Annotated in this window: 22 protein-coding genes and 2 pseudogenes; 14 read left to right on the top strand and 10 right to left on the bottom strand. The window is 59.0% G+C overall.

Going from position 1 to position 24,327, the window contains the following annotated elements; translation table 11 throughout:
- Positions 1 to 246 precede the first annotated feature (246 nt).
- Positions 247 to 1,299 (top strand): methyltransferase, encoded by a 1,053-nt coding sequence (locus EGH21_RS23470; RefSeq protein ID WP_220620832.1) that lies wholly within the window; start codon positions 247 to 249, stop codon positions 1,297 to 1,299.
- Between the two features lie 235 nt (positions 1,300 to 1,534).
- Positions 1,535 to 1,771 carry a hypothetical protein gene (locus EGH21_RS23465; protein ID WP_220620831.1) on the top strand — a complete coding sequence of 79 codons (237 nt, stop codon included), beginning with the start codon at positions 1,535 to 1,537 and terminating at the stop codon, positions 1,769 to 1,771.
- A gap of 374 nt (positions 1,772 to 2,145) precedes the next feature.
- Here the strand turns inward: EGH21_RS23465 and EGH21_RS23460 are convergent, their stop codons facing one another.
- From EGH21_RS23460 to pyk, 3 genes and pseudogenes are all read right to left on the bottom strand, one after another.
- Positions 2,146 to 3,132: a calcium/sodium antiporter gene (locus EGH21_RS23460; RefSeq protein ID WP_220620830.1), complete on the bottom strand. Its 987-nt coding sequence runs from the start codon at positions 3,130 to 3,132 to the stop codon at positions 2,146 to 2,148.
- A 108-nt stretch (positions 3,133 to 3,240) separates the two neighbouring features.
- Positions 3,241 to 4,128, bottom strand: a complete 888-nt coding sequence (locus tag EGH21_RS23455; RefSeq protein WP_220620829.1) for a DMT family transporter — start codon at positions 4,126 to 4,128, stop codon at positions 3,241 to 3,243.
- Positions 4,129 to 4,333: 205 nt separating this feature from the next.
- Positions 4,334 to 5,764 (bottom strand): annotated as a pseudogene (gene pyk, locus EGH21_RS23450) (pyruvate kinase); the annotation flags it as partial.
- Between the two features lie 52 nt (positions 5,765 to 5,816).
- On the opposite strand from pyk, the gene EGH21_RS23445 reads away from it, so the two are divergent.
- The 3 genes from EGH21_RS23445 (at position 5,817) to EGH21_RS23435 (ending at position 8,781) form a co-directional block, all read left to right on the top strand.
- On the top strand, positions 5,817 to 6,194 hold the full coding sequence (locus EGH21_RS23445) for a hypothetical protein (protein WP_220620827.1): 378 nt from the start codon (positions 5,817 to 5,819) through the stop codon (positions 6,192 to 6,194).
- 102 nt (positions 6,195 to 6,296) lie between these two features.
- Complete coding sequence (locus EGH21_RS23440) at positions 6,297 to 7,742, top strand: TIGR00366 family protein (RefSeq protein ID WP_220620826.1); 1,446 nt, start codon at positions 6,297 to 6,299, stop codon at positions 7,740 to 7,742.
- A 43-nt stretch (positions 7,743 to 7,785) separates the two neighbouring features.
- Positions 7,786 to 8,781 carry a patatin-like phospholipase family protein gene (locus EGH21_RS23435; RefSeq protein WP_220620825.1) on the top strand — a complete coding sequence of 332 codons (996 nt, stop codon included), beginning with the start codon at positions 7,786 to 7,788 and terminating at the stop codon, positions 8,779 to 8,781.
- Positions 8,782 to 8,924: 143 nt separating this feature from the next.
- Here EGH21_RS23435 and EGH21_RS23430 read toward each other — a convergent pair whose 3' ends face one another.
- A complete protein-coding gene (locus tag EGH21_RS23430; RefSeq protein WP_220620824.1) occupies positions 8,925 to 9,611 on the bottom strand; it encodes a PHP domain-containing protein in 687 nt (228 codons plus the stop codon).
- Between the two features lie 95 nt (positions 9,612 to 9,706).
- Here EGH21_RS23430 and EGH21_RS23425 point away from each other — a divergent pair, with 95 nt between their 5' ends.
- Together EGH21_RS23425 and EGH21_RS23420 are read left to right on the top strand one after the other, a co-directional pair.
- On the top strand, positions 9,707 to 10,630 hold the full coding sequence (locus EGH21_RS23425; protein WP_220620823.1) for a diacylglycerol/lipid kinase family protein: 924 nt from the start codon (positions 9,707 to 9,709) through the stop codon (positions 10,628 to 10,630).
- 309 nt (positions 10,631 to 10,939) lie between these two features.
- Positions 10,940 to 11,593, top strand: coding sequence for an HVO_2922 family protein (locus EGH21_RS23420; RefSeq protein WP_220620822.1), 654 nt, complete (start codon positions 10,940 to 10,942; stop codon positions 11,591 to 11,593).
- Positions 11,594 to 12,457: 864 nt separating this feature from the next.
- Here EGH21_RS23420 and EGH21_RS23415 read toward each other — a convergent pair.
- Positions 12,458 to 12,802, bottom strand: a complete 345-nt coding sequence (locus EGH21_RS23415; protein WP_220620821.1) for a dihydrofolate reductase family protein — start codon at positions 12,800 to 12,802, stop codon at positions 12,458 to 12,460.
- Between the two features lie 165 nt (positions 12,803 to 12,967).
- Here EGH21_RS23415 and EGH21_RS23410 point away from each other — a divergent pair, with 165 nt between their 5' ends.
- Both EGH21_RS23410 and EGH21_RS23405 read left to right on the top strand, forming a co-directional pair.
- The gene (locus tag EGH21_RS23410) at positions 12,968 to 13,285 is read left to right on the top strand and encodes an RPA12/RPB9/RPC11 RNA polymerase family protein (RefSeq protein WP_236035789.1); all 318 of its coding nucleotides are present in this window, start codon (positions 12,968 to 12,970) and stop codon (positions 13,283 to 13,285) included.
- Between the two features lie 507 nt (positions 13,286 to 13,792).
- A complete protein-coding gene (locus tag EGH21_RS23405) occupies positions 13,793 to 14,230 on the top strand; it encodes a YybH family protein (RefSeq protein ID WP_220620820.1) in 438 nt (145 codons plus the stop codon).
- 851 nt (positions 14,231 to 15,081) lie between these two features.
- Here EGH21_RS23405 and EGH21_RS23400 read toward each other — a convergent pair.
- A complete protein-coding gene (locus EGH21_RS23400; RefSeq protein ID WP_220620819.1) occupies positions 15,082 to 15,510 on the bottom strand; it encodes a CBS domain-containing protein in 429 nt (142 codons plus the stop codon).
- Positions 15,511 to 15,848: 338 nt separating this feature from the next.
- Positions 15,849 to 16,277 (bottom strand): DUF7539 family protein, encoded by a 429-nt coding sequence (locus tag EGH21_RS23395; RefSeq protein ID WP_220620818.1) that lies wholly within the window; start codon positions 16,275 to 16,277, stop codon positions 15,849 to 15,851.
- Positions 16,278 to 16,648: 371 nt separating this feature from the next.
- Between EGH21_RS23395 and EGH21_RS23390 the strand changes: the two genes are divergently transcribed.
- From EGH21_RS23390 to EGH21_RS23380, 3 genes are all read left to right on the top strand, one after another.
- Positions 16,649 to 17,446 carry an alpha/beta fold hydrolase gene (locus EGH21_RS23390; protein ID WP_236035788.1) on the top strand — a complete coding sequence of 266 codons (798 nt, stop codon included), beginning with the start codon at positions 16,649 to 16,651 and terminating at the stop codon, positions 17,444 to 17,446.
- A 470-nt stretch (positions 17,447 to 17,916) separates the two neighbouring features.
- Complete coding sequence (locus EGH21_RS23385; protein ID WP_425433332.1) at positions 17,917 to 18,702, top strand: alpha/beta fold hydrolase; 786 nt, start codon at positions 17,917 to 17,919, stop codon at positions 18,700 to 18,702.
- A 210-nt stretch (positions 18,703 to 18,912) separates the two neighbouring features.
- Positions 18,913 to 19,305, top strand: coding sequence for a hypothetical protein (locus EGH21_RS23380; RefSeq protein WP_220620815.1), 393 nt, complete (start codon positions 18,913 to 18,915; stop codon positions 19,303 to 19,305).
- A gap of 208 nt (positions 19,306 to 19,513) precedes the next feature.
- Here the strand turns inward: EGH21_RS23380 and EGH21_RS23375 are convergent, their stop codons facing one another.
- Positions 19,514 to 21,706 carry an amino acid permease gene (locus EGH21_RS23375; RefSeq protein ID WP_220620814.1) on the bottom strand — a complete coding sequence of 731 codons (2,193 nt, stop codon included), beginning with the start codon at positions 21,704 to 21,706 and terminating at the stop codon, positions 19,514 to 19,516.
- Between the two features lie 31 nt (positions 21,707 to 21,737).
- Entirely contained in the window at positions 21,738 to 22,445 is a 708-nt protein-coding gene (locus tag EGH21_RS23370) for a hypothetical protein (RefSeq protein ID WP_220620813.1), read from the bottom strand.
- Positions 22,446 to 22,668: 223 nt separating this feature from the next.
- Here EGH21_RS23370 and EGH21_RS23365 point away from each other — a divergent pair, with 223 nt between their 5' ends.
- The gene (locus EGH21_RS23365; protein ID WP_220620812.1) at positions 22,669 to 23,433 is read left to right on the top strand and encodes a pirin family protein; all 765 of its coding nucleotides are present in this window, start codon (positions 22,669 to 22,671) and stop codon (positions 23,431 to 23,433) included.
- A gap of 227 nt (positions 23,434 to 23,660) precedes the next feature.
- Here EGH21_RS23365 and EGH21_RS24660 read toward each other — a convergent pair whose 3' ends face one another.
- Complete coding sequence (locus EGH21_RS24660; RefSeq protein WP_328765755.1) at positions 23,661 to 24,218, bottom strand: sensor histidine kinase; 558 nt, start codon at positions 24,216 to 24,218, stop codon at positions 23,661 to 23,663.
- Between EGH21_RS24660 and EGH21_RS24310 the strand changes: the two are divergent.
- Positions 24,186 to 24,327: pseudogene (locus EGH21_RS24310) on the top strand (transposase); the annotation flags it as partial. The gene EGH21_RS24660 and the pseudogene EGH21_RS24310 overlap by 33 nt on opposite strands.

Here is a 24,327-nt window from a genome sequence, read left to right as displayed (position 1 = left end):
TGCGCTCATTCTCCCAAACGTCTTCATTGTCCTCGTTCAACGTCTCGCTGAGGAGGTCTGCGAGTTGCATGAGCACTTCTCGCTACGGCCTCCTCGCTTCTCAAACTCGCTCAACTAGACAGTGCCCGGAGAAGACTGGTCTCGAAGCAGTACGCATTGGGACATGACATCCTCCTCGTCGTTCACGACGAGACTCTCTCGCTGCTGAAAGCTAGCATTATGCCAGTTCACGTAGTAACCAGTTCAATGCCTGTCAACCCGAATTTTCTCGAACGGTTGGTGTTGCTCCGGCTCAACAAGGGCCCGGCACCGATGCTCGATTTGTTCGGTGCGGCGAGTTTTGAGTCGGTGTCGCTCGCACTGGATTTAGGTCTCTTCGAGCTAGTCGCGGACGCAGAGACACCGCTCACGGCGTCGACTCTTGCTGACCGTATCGACGCACATCCTGATGGCATCGCCATGCTTTGCAACTTTCTAGTGACCGAGGACTACCTGTCGACCTCTGAGGATGGCTACCGGCTTACCAAAATGACGGAGACGTGGCTGCTGGCTGATTCAGAGACGAACATGGGGCCCTGGCTCACGTTCTGGAACGAGCTCGTCTTCCCGTTCTGGGAACGTGAACTCGAAACCGCTATCAGGGAGGGCGAACCGAGTCAGTCGATTTACGAGTGGTTCGACGAAGAGCCCGAGCGTTGGGAGATCGCTCAGGACGGCTTTCGGGCGACTGCCTCCTTACTGGTCGACGACGTGGTCGATGCAGTGTCCATTCCGGACGGTAGCACACAGCTCATCGACATCGGCGGGGGCCACGGACTCTACACGGTGGAACTATGCCGACGCCACTCAGATATCGTGGCGACGATTTTCGACGTTCAGGGCGCCATCGAGGCAATCAACGACGAGATTCCCGCCGAGTTAGCAGAGCGAGTCAGTGTGCAAACGGGAGACTACCACACAGACGATCTCGGGGACGGGTTTGATCTGGCGCTCCTCTTCAACGTCATCCACGCACACGACCCAGCAGAGAATACTGCACTTTTCGAGCGAGTGGCTGATTCGCTCGCGCCGAACGGACGAATTATCGTGTTGGATCAGTGGGAGGGCAGTGGACGAACGCCAGTGAGTCGGGCAGGACTCCGATTCGTCGCGCTGACGTACTTGACGACGCTGGGGGCGACGGTCTACGCTCACGAAGAGGTCATGTCGTGGCTTCGAGAGGCCGGCTTTACCGACGTCAGCCGACAGAGTGTGGGCCCACTTTCAGGCCTGGCACTCATTGAAGCGACGAAGCAATGAACCTCGATTTGACGATCGGTGACTATATTCTCCCTATCGGATAATAAAATATATGCGATAGATCCAAGCGTTCGAACTTGGGATAGCCCTTTCAAAACACATCGAACCGATAAACGACGTCCCCTGTATCTATTCGTTCTGATGACAAGACTGGGTTAATTATATTCATCTGATGAGTACCAGATGGCCGGATTTATACATCGTTGTCCGATTAGTATATTTGAGGCTACCAATTATGGGAATTCTTGATTCGTTCGGAGCGCTTGTCAGTAGTATCATCGCGTCAATCGTACTCTTGGTGTTCGCTATTCTCAGCTTCTTTATCACGGTGTTTATCGTCCAGGTTGGAGCAGGGTTAGCGGGATACTCCCCGAGTGGCGACTTCGTGGTGCTCTCTGCCGCAATTTTGGCGACCGGTGCCATCGTTGCAGGTGCATCACCACTGTCCGGACTCAGCGAGATTGCGGAATAGGGTTTAAATACTCTGACAGTAGCAGGTACAGAACGTCAATCTATTTCGACTCGACTGTCTCGGGACCGGCGACCACAGAGCGGTCGTTTGCAGGCGGTTTTCGATTCCCTTCTCGACTGCGGCCCCGATGACTGCAAAGAGCTCTGTCTGGTTGTTATATCAGCCTGAGCTGTTAAGCATGTAACCCCTCCCTGTTCTGAATGAGCGGTCAGGTTCCGATTATGTCAGGTCCGTTGCCGACGGCCCGACTGTCGTCACGACCGACTGTGAGGGAGTGGGTCGCACAGAAGTACAGTCGAAAGCCGCCGGCGTGGAACTACCGACCGAAGTTGGCACCACGGCCGAAAACCTTCCCGGGGACGGTGGTCTGGAGATCAGCCGAACAGCCCGAACAACCCCAGCACCCAACGAACCATCTCGGTGATAGTTAAGAGGGCACCCTCCAAGCGGGAGAGGACCCGTCCCGTCCAGAGCGCGGCGACCAACACGGTGGAAATAACGACCAGCCAGGCCAGAGTCTCCAACGCGGTACCACTCACCACGAGCGGTCGAACGACCGCTGCGATGCCCATGATGCCAGTGATATTGAAGATGTTGCTCCCGATGACGTTACCGACCGAGATGCCGAGGCTCCCACGCTTGATTGCAACCAACGAGACAGCGAACTCTGGTGTCGATGTGCCAGCCGCGACGATGGTCCCCCCGATAACCCACTCGGAGATTCCGGCACCGCGGGCTAACTCTGAGGCAGCCAGGACCATGTAGTCGCCACTGACCAGCACCAGTGCCAACCCGCTCACGAAGAGAACAGCGTCACGTCCACGAAAGGACGATCGTTCAGCTATCTGGCCAGTCACGCCACCGTCGACGAGTGGTTGCTGGGTGGACTGAGCTGACGCGGCCCGGCTCGTTCGGAGTAGATAGACGGTGTACGCGACGAACGAGCCCACGAGGAAGAGACCATCGAGCCTCGTTATCCGGAGGTCAACCACAGCGAGTCCACCGACGAAGACGCTGGCGAGCAAGGCGATGCCGCCGCGATGGACGAGTGACTCGGCGATGGGGAGTATCTTGATCAGGGAGACGACCCCCAGTATAAACGCCAAATTGTAAATATTCGACCCCAGAACGTTCGAAACCGCGATATCACCGAATCCTTTGAGTGCGGCGTCGATCGAGACCGCCAGTTCCGGCATGGACGTCCCCATCGCGACGATAGTCAGACCGATAATCAAATCCGAGAGACCGAACCGGCGAGCCAAGCGCACGACTGCGTCCACTAGAAGTCGTGCTCCGACCCACAGGCCAAGCACAGACAGGAAGATCACACCGAGTTGTACGACAGGACCGCCTCGTACCATTATTCGTACCGATTGGTGGGCGAACAATCAATGTTCGCCCGTTCCTTTCCGAGCACGATGGATAGTCCTGTTAACATGCCGTTTGACGGCTCCTGAGAATCCGCGGGGTCACCCACTGAGGACGAGCACTACGCCAGCGACCAGTATCGTCACGGCGATGCCCAGCCGGATCGTGATTCGCTCCTCGCGGGCCGAGACAAATGGGGAGATAGCGAGGACGAGCAAGGGACTCACACCCAGAATCGGAGTGACTAAAGAGACAGGAGCACGGCCGAGCGCAGCCAGGTACGCTAAAAGGTACACTGTGTTTGCGATGCCAGCAGTAAAGCTCCAGCGAGTGACTAACAACCGGCCTGGTGTTCTTGCCCTGAAACGCTTCCAAAGGCGGTAACAAGCGAAGACAGCCGCGGCAGCAATGACGCGCACTGTCGTGGCGACGATGGGCGACGTCCCCGTTTCGAGTCCGATTTTGGTAAAGACCGGGTCGACCCCCAGTAGGAGTGCCGCTGCGAGCGGAAATCCCACATCTACCCATCGACGCTGCCTCGTACCGCCAGTCTGTACCGCTTGTGCATCCCACGAGACCGCCGCGCCGCCGATGACCACCAACAGGACCCCAGCAACCACGGTCGCGGTCAGTGCCTCGCCTAATGCTACGACGGCGATGAGAACAGCGACCAGCGGGAACGTGGATTTCAACGGCTCTGCACGGCTCGCCCCCAGTCGCACGATACCGACGAACAGTGCGATTCTTGCGAGTAAGGAACCGAGTATCCCTCCTGTCGCAAACGCACCGATAGACAGGAGAGTGAGGTCGAACGCCGGAAAGAACAACCCAACTGTGACGGGAACCATGACGAGAAGGTTGACGAGAAACACGACGGTTATGACGTCGGACAGCGGTTGGTGGGTCGTGCTCCGCTGGACAGAGACACTCTGAACCGCAAGCGCCAGCGCCGCGAGCAGCGCGAATCCGACTCCCAACTGTGTACTCATCGGTAGACTAGGTTGCGTGTCGCTTTCGAACCTGGCCATCCTAATAGTATCTCCTACATCCGATACCCGACTTCGAGTCCGAACCGCGACCACTACGTCTATCCATTGTTTATAAAAGATAGATGGGTTTCAAATCCACAGTGATTCGAAAGACCGTGTCTCATATCGACGCATGAATACGACACGAAGGTGCCGTCGGTCACTCTCGGGCGTTACTCGACCGGTCTGAAGCGACGTGAATCTTGAGAAGGTTCGAGGTGCCCGTCCCCGCGTCGTCGTTCCGAGGGCCCGAGATGACGACGACACGATCGCCACTCGAGACGATGTCTGTGCCGAGTGCCGACTCGACGGCGTTACCGATCACGTCGTCTGCACTAGTAGCAGTCTCAGTCGGTGGACCGGAGACGATACCGCCGGAGAGTGCCAATCGACGACGAACCGACTCGGAGGGCGTCGCTGCCACGACTGGCATCGACGGACGAAACTTCGCGGCTCGAACTGCTGTCTTGCCGGACGCGGTCGCCACGACTATCGCCGTCGCGTCGATGTCGCGTCCGAGAACACTCGCCGAGCGAGCCAGTTTGTCGGACTGAGCGCTATCGGCCTCCGGCGCCTGTTGTCTTCGGAGGTCGTCGTACTCGGCCGTATCCTCGACTCGCTCGACGAGTCGTGCCATCGTCTCGACGACGAGGACCGGATGGTCTCCCACTGCTGTCTCACCTGATAGCATGACGGCGTCCGTCCCGTCGAAGACTGCGTTGGCGACGTCAGAGGCTTCCGCACGCGTCGGACGGCGAGCACTGGTCATCGACTCGAGCATCTCCGTCGCGGTGATGACCGGTGTCCCAGTGTCTCGACACCTGCGAATGATACGTTTCTGCACGATCGGGACCGACTCCAGTGGGATTTCGACACCGAGGTCGCCACGGGCAACCATCACACCGTCGGCCGCATCGATTATGTCGTCCAGGTTCCGAACGGCGATGCCACGCTCCACCTTCGCAATAATCGGGGTTGTCGCGTCGAGGTCGGACAACACTCGGCTGATCGCACGTACCGAGTCGCCGTCGCGTACGAAACTCGCCGCGACGAAATCGACCTCCTTTTCGGCAGCAACTCGCAGTTCTCGCCGGTCCCGTTCTGTGATGGTTGGAAGTCCAAGTTCGACACCGGGGACCACCACACCCTTGCGACCACCGATATCGTCGCTGTTCTCGACGCATGCCGTGACGGCGCTCTCACTGACATCCGTAACTGTCGTCTCTATACGCCCGTCGTCCAGTAGGACGCGGTCCCCGGATTCGACAGCGGTAATATCGTGTGAGAGGGCGATCCGATCGTTTGTTGTCGTCTTCCCTTGGACATACTCGACTGTAGTTCCGGCGTCGAGATGGACCGTTCCATCCATCGGCGCGGTCCGGACTTTCGGGCCAGGCAGGTCGTGAATGATAGCGACCGGTCTATCGGTATTCTGTTCGACTGTCCGTATTCTCTCGATCAATTCTCGGCGGTGCTCCGGTGTACCGTGACTCGCGTTCAACCGTGCGACCGACATACCCGCCTCGGCGAGTCGTCGCAAGGAGTTTCGGGAGGCAGACGCGGGTCCGATCGTACAGACGATTTTGGTGGTTCGCATGGGCCCTCACGCGACTCCGGATATCTCGTCATGCGACCGAACGATATGTTCCATGGACGCACCACTCGCGATAACCACAAAAGCGTTCGTGACGAGTCACCACGTGGCTAGGTCTTTCCCGTTCGGGCGCGAACCTGTACACATGTCAGTCGAGACAGCGATGCGCCGGATTGCCGACGCCGACGACTCACGAACGAGTCAGGCCGACCGTGACCAACAGTTCGAGATGTACCGGAAGACTCTGCGGGCGCTCGAGGAGATCGATGCAGACGACGATGACGAAGGGATCACCGTCGTGTCGAACTGGATCATCGACGAGATGGAACGTACCGGCAAGCGTCCGAGCTCGAAAGCGGTTCGAGAACGCGCTAGGGAGTTCTGTCACAACAACGAATACGAAATCCCGTCCGATTCCTGGCTTCGAACCTAACTCTACGTCCGAATTAGCTGTATTGTCAAGTTATTGTCCGATTTTTACTGAAACATCACGGCTACATTTATCTGTAGGCCGGGCAACGCGGGCGGTAGGCCTATGTCTTTCATCGACCCGGTTCGTCGTCTCGGCGAGTGGTTCTCCGACTGGTCGCTACGATACATCCCGGATCCGTACGTCATCGGGATACTCCTCACCCTGCTAACGGTCGCCAGCGCATTGGTGTCCGGTTCCGCCCCCAAGGAAACCATGGACGCTTGGTACACCGGCGTCTGGACACTACTGCCGTTCATGGCGACACTGTCGGTAATGCTGATGGCAGGCGACGCCATCGCGAAGTCGCCGTCTGTTACCCACGCACTAGAACGGATCGCATCTATCCCAAATTCGCCGTTCGTCGCCGTCTGGTTCACAGCCTTCGTAGCGATGGTCACGGCACTCGTGTCGTGGGCCATCGGGCTGATCGTCGGCGCGATCATGGCCCGTCGGGTCGCATACGAATGCCGGCAGAAGGGAATCAAAGTGCACTACCCGCTGTTGGCCGCGGCCGGCTACACGAGTCTGATGATCTTTCACTCTGGACTCTCGTCGTCGGCAGCGCTCATCATGACAGACCCTTCTCTCATCCCAGCATCGTTTCCCGCGTCGGTCCAAAACGGAATCCCACTCAGCGAGACGCTCGGTAGTACCGCGAACCTCGTTAGTGCCGGCCTGCTACTCACCGTGATTCCGGTCGTGATGGCCGCAATGCATCCGAAAGATGAGATTCGGGAACTCCCGGGAGAGATCCGCTCCGAGATCAAGGAGAACCTCGAGAGTGAACCACCCACTGAGACCCAACCCGAGGACACGGCCTTCCCAAGCCGGCCGACACTGACGTTCGCTGACCGGTTGAACAACTCTCAACTCCTCGGGCTCGTGATCGCCATCTTCCCGTTGTACTACGTGATCAACACCTGGTTTCTCGTATCCGATCCGTCTCGTTTCATCTTCCAACCGGGCGGCCTCTCGAAGCTGACGCTCAACAGCATCAACGCTCTCTTTCTGTTCTTCGCAATCGTCCTCTGGAAGCGGCCGATCAACATCGTGAACCAGATGAAAGACAGCGTCAAGAACATCTCGGGCATCATTTTCATGTTCCCCTTCTACGCAGGGATCGCCGGTCTATTGACCAACACCGGGCTGGCCCAGCAGTTCACCGAAGTGCTGGCGACCGTGGCTACGAAGGAGACGTGGCCAGTCATCGGTATCCTCATTTCGGCTATCGTCAACGTATTTATCCCCTCCGGCGGCGGCCAGTGGGTCGCACAGGGGCCAATTCTCATCGAGACGAGCCAACAGTTCGGGTACGAGCCGTGGGTTGCGGTCGTCATCGAGATACTTGGTGACCCGCTGACGAACATGATCCAGCCGTTCTGGGCCATCCCGCTGCTAGCCATCGCCGACCTGCGGGCGCGCGACATCATCGGCTACACTGCCGTCGCGATGGTAGTGGGACTACTGCTGGTCAGTGCGACTGTGACCGTCTTCATCGGACTTGCTTGAGAACTATGCTACACAATCGATACCCCAACGGAGGATCTGACCGATGACGGAGAAGCGAACGAACGTCGCAATCGCCTGTCAAGGCGGTGGCAGCCACACGGCTTTCACCGCCGGGGCGCTCCAGCGGCTCCTGCCCGAAATCGCCGGGAGTCAGTACGACATCGTCGGGTTCTCTGGGACATCCGGCGGAGCCATCTGTGCACTGCTGGGCTGGTACGGCCACGTCGATCCCGAGCTGGCACCAGCTGCATTGCTCGGGGAGTTTTGGAACGATCTGAAAGCGACGAGCCCCGCTGAACGCTATCTGAACGACGTCGCAGTCGGGTGGGCCGAACTCCGGTCACAGGGTGTCGGACTTCCGGACTTCAGCCCGTCACAGACCCGGACGGGACCCCTCGCCCGCCGTGAGCTTCGGCAGCTACTCGAACGGCACGTCGATTTCGAACACGTCCGGGCGCTGAGTGCGGTTATACGCGAGCGACGCCGGACCGAAGATGCCCTGTTGCCGGCGTTACTCGTTAGTGCGATCGACGTCCTCGACGGAGATTTCAAAGTTTTCCGCGGTCGAGAAATGACAGCCGAAGCGATCCTGGCCAGTGCCGCCGAACCGGGATTGTTCGAAGCCGTCGAGATCGACGGCCGATATTACTGGGACGGGCTGTTCGCGAAGAATCCGCCAGTGCGAGACTTCGCGACGATCCAGGATATCCCAGATCCGGACGAGATCTGGCTGCTCCAGATCAATCCCTCGAGTCACGCACGCGTCCCGCGCTCGCCCGGCGAAATCGCCGACCGTCGTAACGAACTGAGCGGGAACACCTCGCTCGAACAGGAGATCGGCTTCATCGAACAGACCAACGAGTGGATCGACGCCGGCTACTTACCCGAGCGATACACACATACGGACGTCCACCGAATCCGACTCGACGAAGAGCTCCCGTGGGCGACGAAACTGGATCGCTCGCCGGCGTTCATCGACACCCTGTTCCGGACCGGTCGTGAGCGTGCTGAGCGATTTCTGTACGAACAGCAGACATAGCCAAATCGTCAGTTCGTCCGATTCCGGCCGATCAGATATCTTCCACTCGGGCTATCGACCGATACAGTCACAGAGTCCGGCGAAGCGCCCAATCGTTCGGGACCGATAGCCGGCGGCAGGGACGACTCGAGGGCCGCCTGTGGCTATCGGTCGGGGTGCTCCTCTGACACATCGTCTGTGGTGGTGTGGCCCTTCACTCCGTGGATGCGCGAGTAGAGTGAACCTAGTGTCTCGAACAACGGCCCGTCACGGAAGACGGGTTCCACACGGCCGTCCCGGACGGCCCTGACGACTGCCTCGGGAGTCAGCTGCTCGATCTCCAACCGCGTCGAGAGTCGACCAGCTTCAAACGGGAAGTGTGCGTCACTTCCGCCGACTAGGGGGAGCCCTCGGTTCCGTGCGATGGCTTCAATTCGGCGACGGTACTCTGGATGTTTCCCGTTGATCTCGATAGCGTCGAAGTCGGCATCACTTTCCCGGAGCGTGCTGTTACGGAACGGATGGGCAACGATCGCGACACAGTCACGGTCGTGCGCCAGGGCAACGGCTTCGTGTGGTGTGAGTTCGCCGGGTTCTGTAACGGTCGGAGGGTCTGGCCCGACGACGAGTAAATGTCCCTGCGTCGTCGAGATTTCGATGCCGGGAATGCAGGCGTCGCTGACGTTAGTATCGGGACGGTAGAAATCGTGGTTGGTGACAGCGATACCGTCAAGACCCCGGAACATCGCGACCCGGAGAGTCGCTCGCACCCCATACGGGTCGTACCACGACGCGACCTCCGGCTTCCTGTGGAAGAACCGACTGTGGGTGTGGAGGTCGCAATCGAACACACTCGTTTTCCACCAGCAACCGTCATAAGAGCCTCGCCTCTCCCTCGAACCGTCGCACCCGTACAGTTTTCAACGACCGATGTGACTGTCGGGCAATGAGTGTGCCGACACGTGTCGTCGTTCGGAACCCCAACAGCGGTGACGGGAAACGGACCAAGCGCGCGAAGTCCATCGCGACCGACCGCGGGTGGGAAGTACTCGACAGCCAAGGCGGGGACCACACCGTCGAACTCGCGGCCGAAGCCGCCGACCGGGCCGATACTGTCGTCGCCTGTGGTGGTGACGGCACACTGAACAAGACCGTCAAGGGCGTCCAAGAAGCGGGCAAACTCGACGCAGTGTCGCTCGGCGTCCTGCCCGCGGGTACTGGCAACGATTTCGCCGACAACATCGGTATCCGCGGCATCGACCATGCCTTCGAGGTCATCGAGTCCGGCGAGTGCCGGCGACTCGATCTCGGAATCGCGAACGACCGCCCCTTCTTGAACTCCTGTGTCGGTGGGCTGACTGCCGAGTCGAGTGCGAAAACATCAGGCAGCTTGAAACGACGGCTCGGCGTGCTGGCGTACGTTCTCACGACATTATCCGTAGCGCGTGATTTCGAGGGGCTCACACTTCACGTGTCAGTCGGCCCCGATCGTAACCCGACCTGGTCGGGGGACGCGCTGATGCTGCTGGTGGGGAACGGTCGGCGATTCCCGGGCGAGCAGATGCGGCAGGCCAACGTAGAAGACGGGATGGTAAACGCCGTCATCATTAAGGATGCCCCGGCGCTCGACTACCTCTCGAGAGGTGCGGCAGACAAACTCCTTCGACGGAAAGCCAGCCATCTCACACGAATCAAGAGTTCACACCTCCACGTCACCCACGACGGCGACCCCGTCCAGTTCAGCCTCGACGGCGAGATGATCGAGACGAACGAGCTCAGCGTCGACAGCGAGAGGGGCGCGATGCAATTTTTCGTGGGCGACAGTTACGACCCCGACCCCGAGGAATGGAGCAAGCCTGTCCCCGGGTGAGTCGCTGCAATCTCACTGGCACGGTTCTGCTTGGCTCCGAGAGGCGGTCTTTCGGTAGCATCGGATGCGTATGCTTATTTGCCGAAGTCGATGTTTCTGCGACAGCGTGCACCACGAGAGCCTCGGTGCTTTCACGATGGGTCACGTGGACTTCCGCACCGGTGTATCAAAGGGCTGACCGATATTCGAGAGCGGATGACGCAATCCGGTGTAGTTGGCCGGCGAATTCTGGCCGACGACGAAACGGCCAGACTGTGTCCGTGAACACGCCGGCAACTTTATTTCACTTCTTCGATAAATAGAGCCTGTATGTCAGACGAGACGATCCATCAGGAGACCGAACCGCGTACTCGTAAAGGCCTCGCGTCGTACTTCCGACGACTCTCTCGGGCACTCCGACGCGGTGAGCCGATCCCGGCCGACGAGGAACAGACGGTGACTGTCGACCCCGCTGCCGAGTCCGACCTCACGGTCGACGTCGCACGCGAGGGTGACGAGGTCAGCCTCGACATCGAAATGACGTGGACGGAGTCTGACGAGGGCGACGTCGAGACGGACGTGGTCGCCAGCAAGGCCACCTTCGAGCGGTATCAGGATAGCGCCGACGAGTGGCGCTGGCGACTCGTCCACGATAACGGGAACATCATCGCCGACTGTGGCGAGGGATACGCCTCGAAGCAGAAGGCCACGCAAGGCCTCGAGAGCGTGAAAGAGAACGCACCAGGCGCACACGTCGTCGACACGACGAAGGATGACGCCGTCGACGACCCTGAGGCTGGTAGTGACGCCACCTTCGAACTGTTCGTGGACGCAGACGACAAGCCCCGGTGGCGGCTCGTTCACGACAACGGCGACATAATCGCCGACAGTGGGCAGGGCTACGCTTCGAAACAGAAGGCCAGACAGGGACTCCGGAGCGTACAGACCAACGCCCGCGGGGCCCCTATCGAGGACATGGCCTGACCGGGGCTAGAGAACCTGATAAGGCGGTCAGATCTGCCGACATCTTCGATCGGCCAATGTGTGGCAGTGATCGTCTCGATGAGGCGGCTACAAATTATCGAACTTGGATGGGACCTGCTCGACAGTCGTCCTGCACGTTGAGCAACTGCTCTTTTCGATGGCGATATACACAGTATCACAACTCTCACAATGGAATAACGACGAATTGGACTTCTCGGGTGGTTCTGTCGTGGTGGAACGTGCTTGCTTCTGTTCCGTGTTCAGGGCAGACCGTACCAACGCCATTAACGGCCTCATTAGTCCTTTATCTCCAGCTGGAGCTCGTCTCGGTGCGACTCAAATGAATCGAGTAGTGGGGCAATCTCTTCGAATTCTGGCCCTCTCTGTACGGTATTGTTCTCTCGGCGCCAGTTTATGAGGTCATAGTCCTCTAATTTTGGCAGGTGAATATGATACATTCTCACCCGATATTCATGATCATCACGTCCACGGGTTTCGTCATCCAGATGAGCGTGGATACTCTCGTGGGGAGCTACATCTCGAAGGGCGAATAGAAGATTTCGCCGATGACAGTCTGCTAATATATTCAATTGCGTGGAAAGTTTTGCCAATCTTTGAGAATCGGTCACACCTACATAGTCGAAACCACAAACCTATCAATCATATTGTTTTTCACTTTCTTTGTCTTTTTGATTAACCGAGTTACATCGTTCAGTACACAGCGCATAGTCAGCACCAGGTTAGTCGAAAAACCGCTCAACCAGATTGCTCTGTTAGAGCGAACCGGTCATACCACTACTGCTGAAACGGCCGAGATGAATCGCTAAGTACCGGGCGATAATCAGGATCGGCGTTAAGCGAACCTCAGTCGATGATCTCGTAGTGGTGTTCGACGATTCCGCCGCTGTCAGAATCGGTGTTTAGCAATTGGAGTCTCTGTCGGTTGTAATCGCCACTGAATAGTCGAATCCCGTCTCCAAGGAGTGTCGGTATGAAGAACAACCGAAGGTCGTTGATCTCCTTTTCTCGTAAAAACGACTGTGCGAGTTTCGCACCGCCGACCAGCCAGATATGTTCGTGCTTTTGTTTGAGTTTCTTCGAGAATAGTGTTACATCTTTGTCAGCGAACTCAACCGCCGTCGTTGCGGGAGAGAGTTCTCTGTGTGTGAATACGTACGTGGGCTTCTCGCTTACTGGCAGAACTTGCATAGATGACGAAGTGGATGCTGCATAGAGGGTGCGTATGCAGCACGTCGCACACCGAGAACCGGAACTGTCTCATGATGCCAGTTCAGTCAGCATGAGCAGTTGCCTGAAATTCAGGGCGAATCGCAAATTAACACATATATTCGACAACCGTGTATTCTATTTTGTATGCAATTCTATGACGAGTGTGGTTCGATCATGCACACGAAGGGCGACACGTGGGTGTGTCGCTCCTGTGAAAACGAGGAGCCGCGCGACTCGCAAGCAGAAGCGGCGATGGCAACCCAGGATGGACAGCGGGACGACGGGGCACCCACGGTGGCCGACGCGACCCAGGGCTCCACCGAGACGGTGCAGGAGCCGTGTCCGGCGGACGACTGCGACAGCGACCGGGCCTACTACGAGATGATGCCGAAGCCGGGTGGCTCCTACGAGGTTCGGCTGTTCACCTGCGTCGAGTGCGGCCACAAGTGGCGCGAGTCCTGACAGAATTCATACCAGTGAGTGTGAAACCAAGGACGGCGGCTTGCTGTTCTCACCCTCTGAGTCGGTCACGGCCATACTGGCAGACCCGAAGGAATTCGTCGAGTACTGCTGCATACAGGGCGCGGGCCTTGTTTAGACGCTAGCGAGAGCGCTTCTGCCGCTGGATGTTGGTGGCGAACGTGAGGTGATGAGCGAGAGTAGCGCTGGTGACTCAAGCGTTCTGGTGGGAATTCTCAGAGTAGAACTGCTGAACTCCACAGATCCACTGAACTATGCTGGCTCTTTCACCAATCTCGAACACCAATTCCAGCCAGTTCGGGGTTCACAACCACAATTCCGAACGTCTAAACAAGACCCAGGACGCATATTCACCACTTCCTGCCTATTCGGTTGTCCTACACTCAGTGGCTCGTACCACCATCGCACCGAAAATATGTTCCCCAATGCTAATTGGTAACATGCATTCACGGTGATGGGCGTTCTGTGTGCGCATGGAGAGACAAGCACATGAGTGAATCACGTACCGAAGTAGATGCCGTTCGAGACGCATCCGACCAGTTCTACGATGCGCTTGAGGAGATGACGAACGGCGATGCCAGTACCATGGCTGACATCTGGTCACACGAGGACGACGTGACGACCATGCACCCCATTGGTGGCCGAGAGGAGGGCTGGGAGGCCGTCAACGGCTCCTGGGAGGGAGTCGCATCCATGAGTGAGGGTGGGGAGGTCACCCGCACAGACCAGCTCGTCCGCGTCACCGGCGACCTTGCATACGAAGTCTGCACCGAGTCGGCGTCGATGACCATGGCGGGTGATCAGCTCTCCCTGGAGGGCCGGGCGACCAACGTCTATCGGAAGGAGAACGGCGAGTGGAAGGTCGTCCACCACCACGCCGACTTCCATGCCGAGTTCGCCGAGATGATTGCGAACATGGGTGCCTGAACGACCGACGAACGGTCGGCCTCACGGTCCGATGGCCGTTTCAGCCTACTGCAGAGATATCCTGTATACACGCTTGAGTCGTAACGGAGTCTCCACAGTCGGTTTCAACCGTGCTGCAAACACCCTCTATATTCAGCACGAACCACTTGACAAAGTTCGAGACGGTTCTTGGAAGCCGTGAGTTACTCGACAAAAGCAATGGTGACATCTCAATTGGCGATTTGTTTTCTCTGAGAGGATGTGTGTAGATGTACGCGATTGACCTCCTCCCGCGCCTGAGTTGACGTCGGCCGCCCGTTCACTCGGATCGATTCGCTTTGCATCACTGATACTACCCCCAGCTGACTTGACGTCGCAAGCCGGGTCCAGCACGTGACGGCGACGGCTCTGCGTCGATTCGTCCATGATTCCCTCATCGAGACCGTCAGTGCAACCGCTCCATTCCTGAACTCAGGCTTCAGAAACCGCTAGCCGAGGATGCTTTGTGAGGTACTGAGAATGAGAATTTACTCAAGCTAACGACAACTAACACCCTCTCTGCTGCAGACAAGGCGCGACTCGGTCATTGGCTGGCGAGGGTAATGAGTGAGAGATACAGGTGAAGTATAGCGCACACTCCGTACTCGTAGGAGTATAGTTATGGGAAACGAGGAGTCCAGTTCCGAAACATTCTGGGGGGTTCCGGAATGTCAGAGGCCTCCTCGGTCCATCTTATCATCTATCCTGAAGACATAACAACCCCCAGTGTTAGGACGATCCTCACAAACCGTCCAGTACGCAGTGACGTTCTAACAGTTCATTCGGTCGCTCTGGATTATAATCAGTGACCCAGACCGACCAATAGAGGACTCTCACTGAGCGCTCAGGTCGTTTCGTCCACGAAGGATTGTGTTCCTGAGCCGAGGTAGATAATGGGTGAGATCAGTCGTCGTGAGGATGCCGACGAGGTCGCCATCGTCAGTGACCGGAAGCCTCCGGATCGAGTGTTCTTTCATCAGAGTGGCAGCGGCATGGATGTCTTCTGTGCTGGCGATCGTGACGAGTGGCGTACTCAGAAATGCAGTCACACGAACAGAGTTGATATCAGCCCCCGCTGCAACCTGCTGCATGATATCGGTTTCAGTTACGATCCCGATATACTCGCCCGTCTCGGAATCGACCACGACTGCCGATCCGATATCCTGATCCGCGAACAGTGTCGCAACATCACAGGCCGTCGTCTCTGCCGGAATCGTTCGAATTGACTGTGTCATCACATCACCGACGGATTGGTCAATCATACTACTGATTCTTACTGGAGACGGTTAACCCTGCCGAGGAAGTACACCTACTGAGCGGCGTATTCTCTCATCGTGGCCTGAAACGAAGTCGTTCATCGATTTCATGAGTACATACCTCCAGGATGATCCCAAACGCTGTCCAACGTGTGGAAACGAAGCCCGTGCCCGGTCGGAGTGGCGGATCGAAAAGCGCGATGAGGACGGTCTCCACTTCGTGCACGCCTCTCCGGAGTGTGGGGCCGAGGAAGACGTATTCTTAAATCTCGCACCGGAACACGAGCGAACCAGACGGTAATTGCACATCGATAACGGTCCGACAGAAGAGGCGAGACGAATCGTCAGCTCTGTGTTTGACGGATGAACTCGTCGAGCGCTTCTTCGATGAGCGTCGCAACCCGTTCACTATATCGCCAGAGTGCTGCGTTGAGTCGCTCTTCAGCCTCGTCGTCGAGTTCGTCCGCCCCACGAAGGACGGAGTCTTTGGTTATCTGGGGGTGGTACACACAGACCACGCCAAGTGAGGTATCCGAACTCGAGGTCCCCGCCGTGTGGATTCCATACTGATCGGTTCCCCAGACACCATCGCCGCCTTGTCTCTCCAGTTCTGAATCGAGCGCGTCGAGGAGATGAATCTCCTCTTCAGTGAGGACTGGAGAGTCGCCCTCGAACAGTTCAGCGTATGCCTGTGTCCGAGCCGCATTGGTCCATTCTTCTAGCCGGGAACGAGCACGGAGGACGATCTGCCTCTCATCTGGAAACTCAGCCATAGTCCCAGAAGGGGTGCAAGGCCAATGAGTGTTCGTACAACGTCTACGGATGGCGGGAGTGTCGGTGGCCCCGATGTACTTATCACCGGCTTTGGCGCTCACGTCCGTGATTGATTCGTGTGTGTATCGGACTGAACGTCACTAGGGGTTGCCCAGCAACCATAGTCATGGCTGGACTCACTCAATCTCGGCGATAGGTATATCCTCTGTATCGGTCACTCCGTTACTGACAGTGGTTGAGGAGGTCGAAACGGTACTGCTGCATACACAGCGCGTATCTCCCAGCCGTTCGTTGTGGAAAGCCCGTCGGCAAGAACTACTGTGGGGAAGAGTAAGGGCAGCAGACGGCGTATAGGTACAGTTGAGGCATCATGGAGACAGTCATATCAGAAGATGGTACGCCGATTGCATACGAACGAACCGGGAGCGGGCCACCGCTCGTCCTCGTGCACGGGAGCGCCGACCTCCACACGTTCTGGGATTTGGCCGGGACGCGCTCCGCCTTCGCAGAACACTGTACGGTTTATGCGATCAACCGGCGTGGACGTGGGGAGAGCGGTGACGCTGCCGAGTACGAACTAGAACGAGAGGCCGAGGACGTGGCAGCCGTCGTCAATGCGATTGACGCCCCAGTAACGCTACTCGGTCATTCCAGTGGAGCGCTCTACTCACTGGAGGCGGCCCTGCGCACCGACAATCTGCGCAAACTCATCCTGAACGAACCCCCCGTTGCGGTCGGTGACCACGAACTCGACGTCGAAGAGGCTGTCACTGAAATGGGGGGACTGCTGGAAGACGGTGAACACGAGCAGGCGCTCGTTCTGTTCCTGCAAGAAGTCGCCCAGCTCACGCCCGAGGAACTCGACGCGGCTCGCTCGGCACCGATCTGGAAGGACATGGTGAACGCTGCCAATACACTGCCCCGCGAGTTGCAAGCGATCGCCGAGTACGAGTTTGATGCTGCCCGGTTTGTAGAAATGACCACGCCGACCTTGGTGTTGTCCGGCGGTGAGAGCCCCCCATTCAACAAAGATGCAACGGAAGCGGTCACCGACGCGCTTCCAAACAGCCGACTCGTTACCTTCGACGGGCACGCCCACGAGCCGATGAACACCGCGCCGGACCGCTTCGTCGACGAGGTACTCACATTCATCCGTGAATCGAACTAACGGAGCAACAACCGATCTCCCATTCACCTTCCGGCGGCTATCAGATGTAAAGAACTGCTGGGCAGCTGCCCCGGCGCAAATACTCTGAAACGAACACGATCTTCGTGGTGGATAGATCCCCTGTATCTCGCACATCGCTACTGACAACTATCAGGAAGTTCGTCAAGGCCGTGCAAGATACACAGCGCATATTCATAACAGTGACGTCGAACAGATCAGCACGGACTCGCCCCTGGAACGTCGCTATCTCGTTGACGACGGAGAGACCACGTATCACCAATTGGTGAGAAATGTTATTCTGTTCCATGATTTATGTCATGTAAGCATTCGTCAGTACCGGCAGAGAGTACACTAGGTGCTTTGCCAACGGATTCTCACACCAGAGATAACCAGCAATGACAAAAGAAAGACCACCAAACACTGATGGGGAATCGGAAATTCACCGAGCTGTCTCGGACGACGGCACCGAGATCGCCGGGAGAGTACATGGAACGGGCCAACCTCTAGTCCTCGTCCCTGGTGTCTTGGGTGACGGAGAGACGGTCTGGGAACAGCTGTTGCCGTCGCTCACGGACCAATTTACCTGCTACGCGATGAGCATGCGGAGCCGAGGACTGAGCGGCGAAAGCTCCGACCACTCGCCCGAGCGACTCGTGGAGGACATCACGTCGTTCGTCGAGAGCGTCGGCGAACCCGTGCGTCTGATGGGATGGTCGGCCGGAGGGATCTACGCACTCGCGACAGCCGAGACCACCGACGCGGTTTCCGCCGTCGCCGCATACGAACCACCTGCAGTTGAGCTAATGAGCGAGGACGATGCCGGACGCATGATGGCCACGATCACACGCATGGCTACGGTAGCGGAGGAGGGTCGAATGGCCGATGCAGTCCGGACCTGGTTCGAGTTCGTCGCCACCGACGACGAACTGGCTGAAGCGTCCTCAGTGGGCTTATTCGAGGCATTGGCACCGAACGTCCTCGTTCAACTCCGGGAGTTCCCCCAGGTCTTCGAGTCCGAGTGGGCCAGTCCGACCGACCCGTCGGAGCTCGCCAACATCTCGGTGCCGGTGTTACTCTTGCACGGGACCCAGACGATCCCGGACCCCTGGTTCATCGACAGTGTGTGCCACGTCGACGAGCACGTGGCTGATAGCCGTATGCGCGAGATTACCGGTGCGGGCCACCTCGGTCCAATCCTTGAGCCGGAAGCGGTCGCCGACGAACTCGAGCGATTCTTCGAGGAGTCAGCGGGATAAATTCGTGCTGCCCGCCGGTTACCATCGACAACTCTCCTCCGGGATTGGATCACGTTCACACTCATGATTGATACACCCTCTCTATCGGTCACACCGGTACTGACAGGGTCCTAGTAGATCGGTGAGGTCGTGCTGAATACAGCGCGCGTGTGGCTCTGCGAGGTGGGGAATTCGAAGAAAGTTTATCATGCATACTTTCGCATTGGAACTATGCCCTCCCGACGAGCCGTCCTCGGAACACTCGGCGTCGCAACGGCCAGCACCTTTACCGGCTGTTCGTGGCTCCAGTCCCGCGACGGAAGCGTCGACTTGACCGTTTTCAACCAAACAGATGCCTCTTTCACTGTCGAGATCGGGTTCTTCGAGGACGGCGCTTCAGAGGCAGCGGCGAGAGCATACAGTTCACCCCTCGATGTCGAACCCGATGGTGAGGTGACGCGAGAGGCGGTCGTCGAGACCGGACGGTATCTAGTTCGCTACCGCGCTTACGAGGACCACTCCAGACTGACCGACGAGGACCACGTTCACTTCATTCCATCCGGGGACGATACAGAGAGTCTCGCCTTCGACATCCGAGAAACAGGCGAGCTGACTCGTCGGTAAATGCACCTCTCTATCCAGCAACGTGTCAGGGTCACCATCGGGATATGTCATCAGGGCCGCGACAATGGAGCGGTAATCTGAGACACCCTTCGACCCATGCCCGACGCCGCCTTTCGAGGACTCTTACGGAAACCCGTCGAGACTCAGGACAGCAAATTCGACGATGATTCCGTCTTCCGCTTCCCTGACGAGTAGCCAGGGGGCGAGCTCAGGCCGGCTCAGAACCACGTATCAGGACGATATTGCCTGGGACGTCGTTCACGACTCGTTCGGTCACTGTTCCGAAAGGTATCCGACCCCCCTCGGACCGCCCCGAGAGTCCGACACAGACGGTGTCGTACCGACTGGTCGCATCGACGACCGCCCGTCCGACGTCGTCGTCGACGACGACCTCGACGTCGTATTCGACGGGTTCGAGTCCAGCCGCTGCGGCCGCGTCCGCGATGACCGCCCGCCCCCGCTCCTCGGCGTCCGAGTCCGGCTTGCTACCGGGAGACTGAACGTTCAGTAGCGTCGGGACAGTCCCATCGACGGCCGCAAATTCGACTGCCTGGTGCGCGACGACTGGTGCGTTGGGGCCGGGCGCGATCAGTGCGACTGGCTCTCCGATCGATTCGCCCCTGAGGTCGACGAGCGAGATGTCACACCCCGCCCGTTGGACGACCGGGTCGACCGTCTCCCCGAAGACGTAGCCGTCCCGATCGAGTGTCCCGTCCCACCCGAGGATGACCTCGTCGGCTGCCTCTTCTTCAATCACGTCGAGTATCGCCTCGCCGACGTCGGGGGCGACCACCGCCTTGGTCCGGAGGGTCACGTCCATCTGGGTCGCGATGTCGTGGGCGTTCTCGAGCAGGTCCCGCTGGTGGTCGGCACGCTCGGCCTCGACGTTCTGGAGCGGCGATGGGTGGTCGACGGCCGTGACGTTGACGGCTACGAGTTCGGGTGTCCCTCGGTCTTCGTTGGCGTGTGTACTCGCCGCTGCGAGACGGAGCAGGCCGCGCTGTGTCGCCGGGTTCGCTATCGGCACGACCACGCGGAACGGCTGGGCCGGCGGTCCGCGAATCGCTTCCCGGAGGAGCCCTTCGCTCACGACGCGTCCCCGAGTGTAGGCCGCGTACCAGAGGACGCCGAAGCCGACGATGGCCGACCCGATGACGACGACGACGTTCGCCATCTGCGAGACGACGACGAGTGACGACACCACCCCGAGGACCGGGACGACCGGGTACAGCGGTCGCGGGAGCGCGAACGAGGGGTCGTAGTCGTCGGGGTCGGCCCGCCGGAAGACGACGAGCGAGACGTGGACCAGCGAGTAGGCGACGAGGAAACTGAAGCTCGCCGCCTCCGCGAGCAGCGCGATTATCGTCTCGACCTCGAGCCCGACGAGGATGAGCAACGCCGTGACACCACCGGTCGCCGCGATGGCTCGGTGGGGCGTGTAGAACCGGGGGTGGCTCGCGTTGAACCAGTCGGTCACGACGCCGTCTCTCCCCATGGCGTAGATGACCCGTGACGCCGCGAGTATCGAGGAGTTCGAACTCGATATCGCCGCGATGATGGCGGCGAAGACGATGGCGACGACCCCCGCCGAACCGAGGTAGACGACGGCCACGTCCGAGACCGGGATGGGCGACTCTCCGAGGGACTCGAACGGGATCACCCCGGTGCTGACGAGCATGACGAGGACGTAGAGTATCGTCACCAGGACGACCGAGAGAATCATCGACAGCGGGATGATGCGACTCGGGTTCTTGATCTCGCCCGCGACGGTCGCGATGATCTCGAAGCCAAGAAACGAGATGAAGACGATACCGGTCGTGGCGACGATACCCCTGGTCCCGAAAGGAGCGAACGGCTCTAGATTCCCGGCGTCGATGAAGAACACACCGACGGCGACGAACACGAGGATGATCACCGTCTCGGTCCCGATAGTGACGTTCTGGAAGGCGCTCGACTCTTCGGTCCCGTAGTAGTTGACCCCGAGGAGCAGTATCAGCCCGACCAGCCCCAGTCCCACAATGAATGCTCGCCCGTCGAGAAAGGGGATCGGTTCGACGAGATACTGTCCGAACCCGATCATATAGAACGCGCTCGCGAACATCAGCCCCGTCCACATACCCCAGCCGACGACGGCCCCGAAGAGCCCGCCCAGCGCGCGGTTGACGTAGTGGTAGCTCCCGCCGGCAATCGGCATCCCGGTCGCCAACTCCGAGAGCGAGAGCGCCGCGAGCAGGGCGACGAAGCCCGCGATGGCGTACGAGATCGAACTCGCGGGGCCGGCGGACTCGGCGGCGATACCGGGGAGGATGAATATCCCGGCCCCGATCATCGTCCCTCCGCCCAGCGTCATCGCCTCGACGAAGCCGAGCGTCCGTTCGAGTTCGCCGCCCTCGCCACTCATCCGTCCCTCCCCGGTCCCAGGGTGTGGCGGTTCATTCGACGTCCCTCACGATGAGCGCCGGTACTTCGAGCGTGTCGACGATTTCCGAGAGGACGTCCCCGATGATCTGTTCGCGGAGCGACGGTTCGGTCTCGCCGAGGACGACGATGTCGTACTCCGCCCCGAGGTCGACGATATCTGCCTGCGGATCACTACCCTCCGCGAGTTGCCAGTCGATCCGGTCGCGGTCGACGCCGTACTCGACGAGACGGTCGACGGCACCCATGAGGAGAAGCTCTCCCTGGCTGGGATCGGCCTCCTCCGCGACCGAGTGGAAGAGGGTGGCAGTCTCGTGGCCCGCCAGCAGCAGGTCGGCGACGACCCCGAGGATCCGGTCGAGATTCACGTCTCCCCGAAGGGGGACGAGGACGCGGTCGGCGGTCGTCGCACGGCCACCCGTCAGCACCGCGTTACAGCTGTACTCGTCGGCGATGCGGTCGATGGTCGCCTCGCGGTCGTGTGTAAAGACCAGCACCTCGTCGGACGTGCCGTGTTCGGCCGCGAGCGCGTCGAGACGGTCCGCGGCCGTCGAGCCGTACTGGTCCCTGAGCAGCGCCGGTTCGGCCTGGTCCGGGACGGGAAAGTACCCGAGGAGAACCACCTCGACGGCACCGAGGTCGCCGAGAATGTCCAGACCCGGCGGTTCCGCCTCCGAGACGTCGACCGGGACCAGGATTGTTAGCTCGCCGACACGCTTCATATAGACACACTATCACTCTCGTCTCGCTTCAATCGTTCGGCGCCATCCGCTCGAACGAGAATGTTGGAGTATGTACCGTTCAGCATTCCCAGAAACACGTTCCGTCGACCCGAATCCTCAAACTACTGCCGAACCCGTATAGAGTGAGGACGCTCCCCTCACCTTCTGGTCCTGAAGACCAGCACGAGAATGCATATAGCGTCGGAGAGACTACGAAAGGGTAATGGACGATTCGTCCTCGACACGACACAGATCTCACGTCCACACGGCACCGCGAACGGACGTCTCGCAGGACCAAGGCAAGTTCCGGATTCACTTCAATTTCCCAGGCCGAGCACTCCCGAACCACGACGACCACGGCTACGGACCGCTCGCGACCGTCGTCGAGTCGTTCATGGACCCCGGGACGCTGATCCGGATGCACCAGCACCGCAACGAGGAGATCATCTCGTGGGTGCCTGACGGCGTGATGCGCCACGACGACCGGCAAGGCAACGAACTCGTCACCGACCCCGACCACCTGCTGGTGATGAACGCCGGCAGCGGCTTCTGGCACGCCGAGGAGACGCTCGCCGACGACCCGCCGCTGCGGATGCTTCAGATTTTCGTCCGCCCACACAGTCTGGACCTCGAACCGGGCATCCAGCACGAGCCGATCCCCGACTCCGTCACAAACGAGTGGCGGCACCTGTTCGGTCCCGAGGGTACCGACGCCCCCCTGTCCGTCCGCAACGACGTCGACTGCTACGACTGCCGACTCGACGCCGGTAGCACGACCACGCTCCCGTCACGGTCGGGGTGGCACGCCTATATCTATGTCTTCGAGGGAGCGGTCGACGTCGGCGATGAGTCCGTCGGATACACCGAAAGCGCACTCGTGACCGACGACGGCGACGTGACCGTCACCGCAACCCAGGACTCGACCGTCGTCGCGTTTGTCATCAACCCCGACGCCCCGGTCACGCGACAGGGCACGATTGGCCGGTGAGATACGGCGAGCCCACCCACCTCGCGAGCGACACAGCCAACGACGTGGACTCGTTCGACCAGCTCCTCGAATGTCTCGCCACAGCTGGAGTCACAGTCGATACAACTGTGTTTCGGTGACGCTCGCGTGAGTCGAGTAGCCGCTTCGAGAGGAACAGATCCGTTCGATCGGCACAGAATCGGGCAAGGGGTTCGCAGGACGCGGATTCCCGGTTACCGACGCCGAGGTCACGCGTCCGAATCTTGTGGCGAGTCGCCACGAGGCAACGTCACAGTGACTACGTTCCCCTCGTCGTACGCGAACCTAAGTTCCCCATCGATATACTCTAGACACCAGGTCACGATCCACAGGCCGATCCCTTGACCGTGTTGCAGAGCTGATTCCTCACCGGCTTCGAGCGTCTCGATCTCCATCTGCGGGATTCGGTCGTTCCTATCGCGCACCTCGAAGACGATCTGGTGATCGCCAGTTTCGAAGACTCGCATCTCTACGAGCGGGTCTTCGGTCCCGTTGTGAACGATAGCATTTTCGAGCAGGTTTCTCAACGCGAGCTCTAAGCTCTCCTTGTCCGTTTCGAGGGCCGGTTCGTCGACGTCGCTCTCTACGTCTAGCCTCGCAGCGGGATACTTCTCGTTGACGCTGTTCGTGACGTGTTCGACGAGCGCGACTAGATCGACAGTCGAAATCGTGGGGGCGCGGTCTTGGACTCGCTGGAAGTCACGTATCCGGTTCCCAATCGAGAGTAACTGCTGAACCAAGCCATCCGAGAGGCAAAATCTGACCACAGCAAGGACGGAGAGGTTCGCTACCGAGAGAGCCAACCGTTCGCCGTCAACAACCAGAACTGGGAAATCGACACGACCGAGAACGGAACGGTCGTCGTCGGGTTCCCGT

It is taken from the genome of Haloarcula rubra (assembly GCF_019599465.1).
GTDB lineage: Archaea > Halobacteriota > Halobacteria > Halobacteriales > Haloarculaceae > Haloarcula > Haloarcula rubra.
Note: the sequence above shows the minus strand (reverse complement) of the source record. Positions and strands in the feature narration are given on the sequence as shown.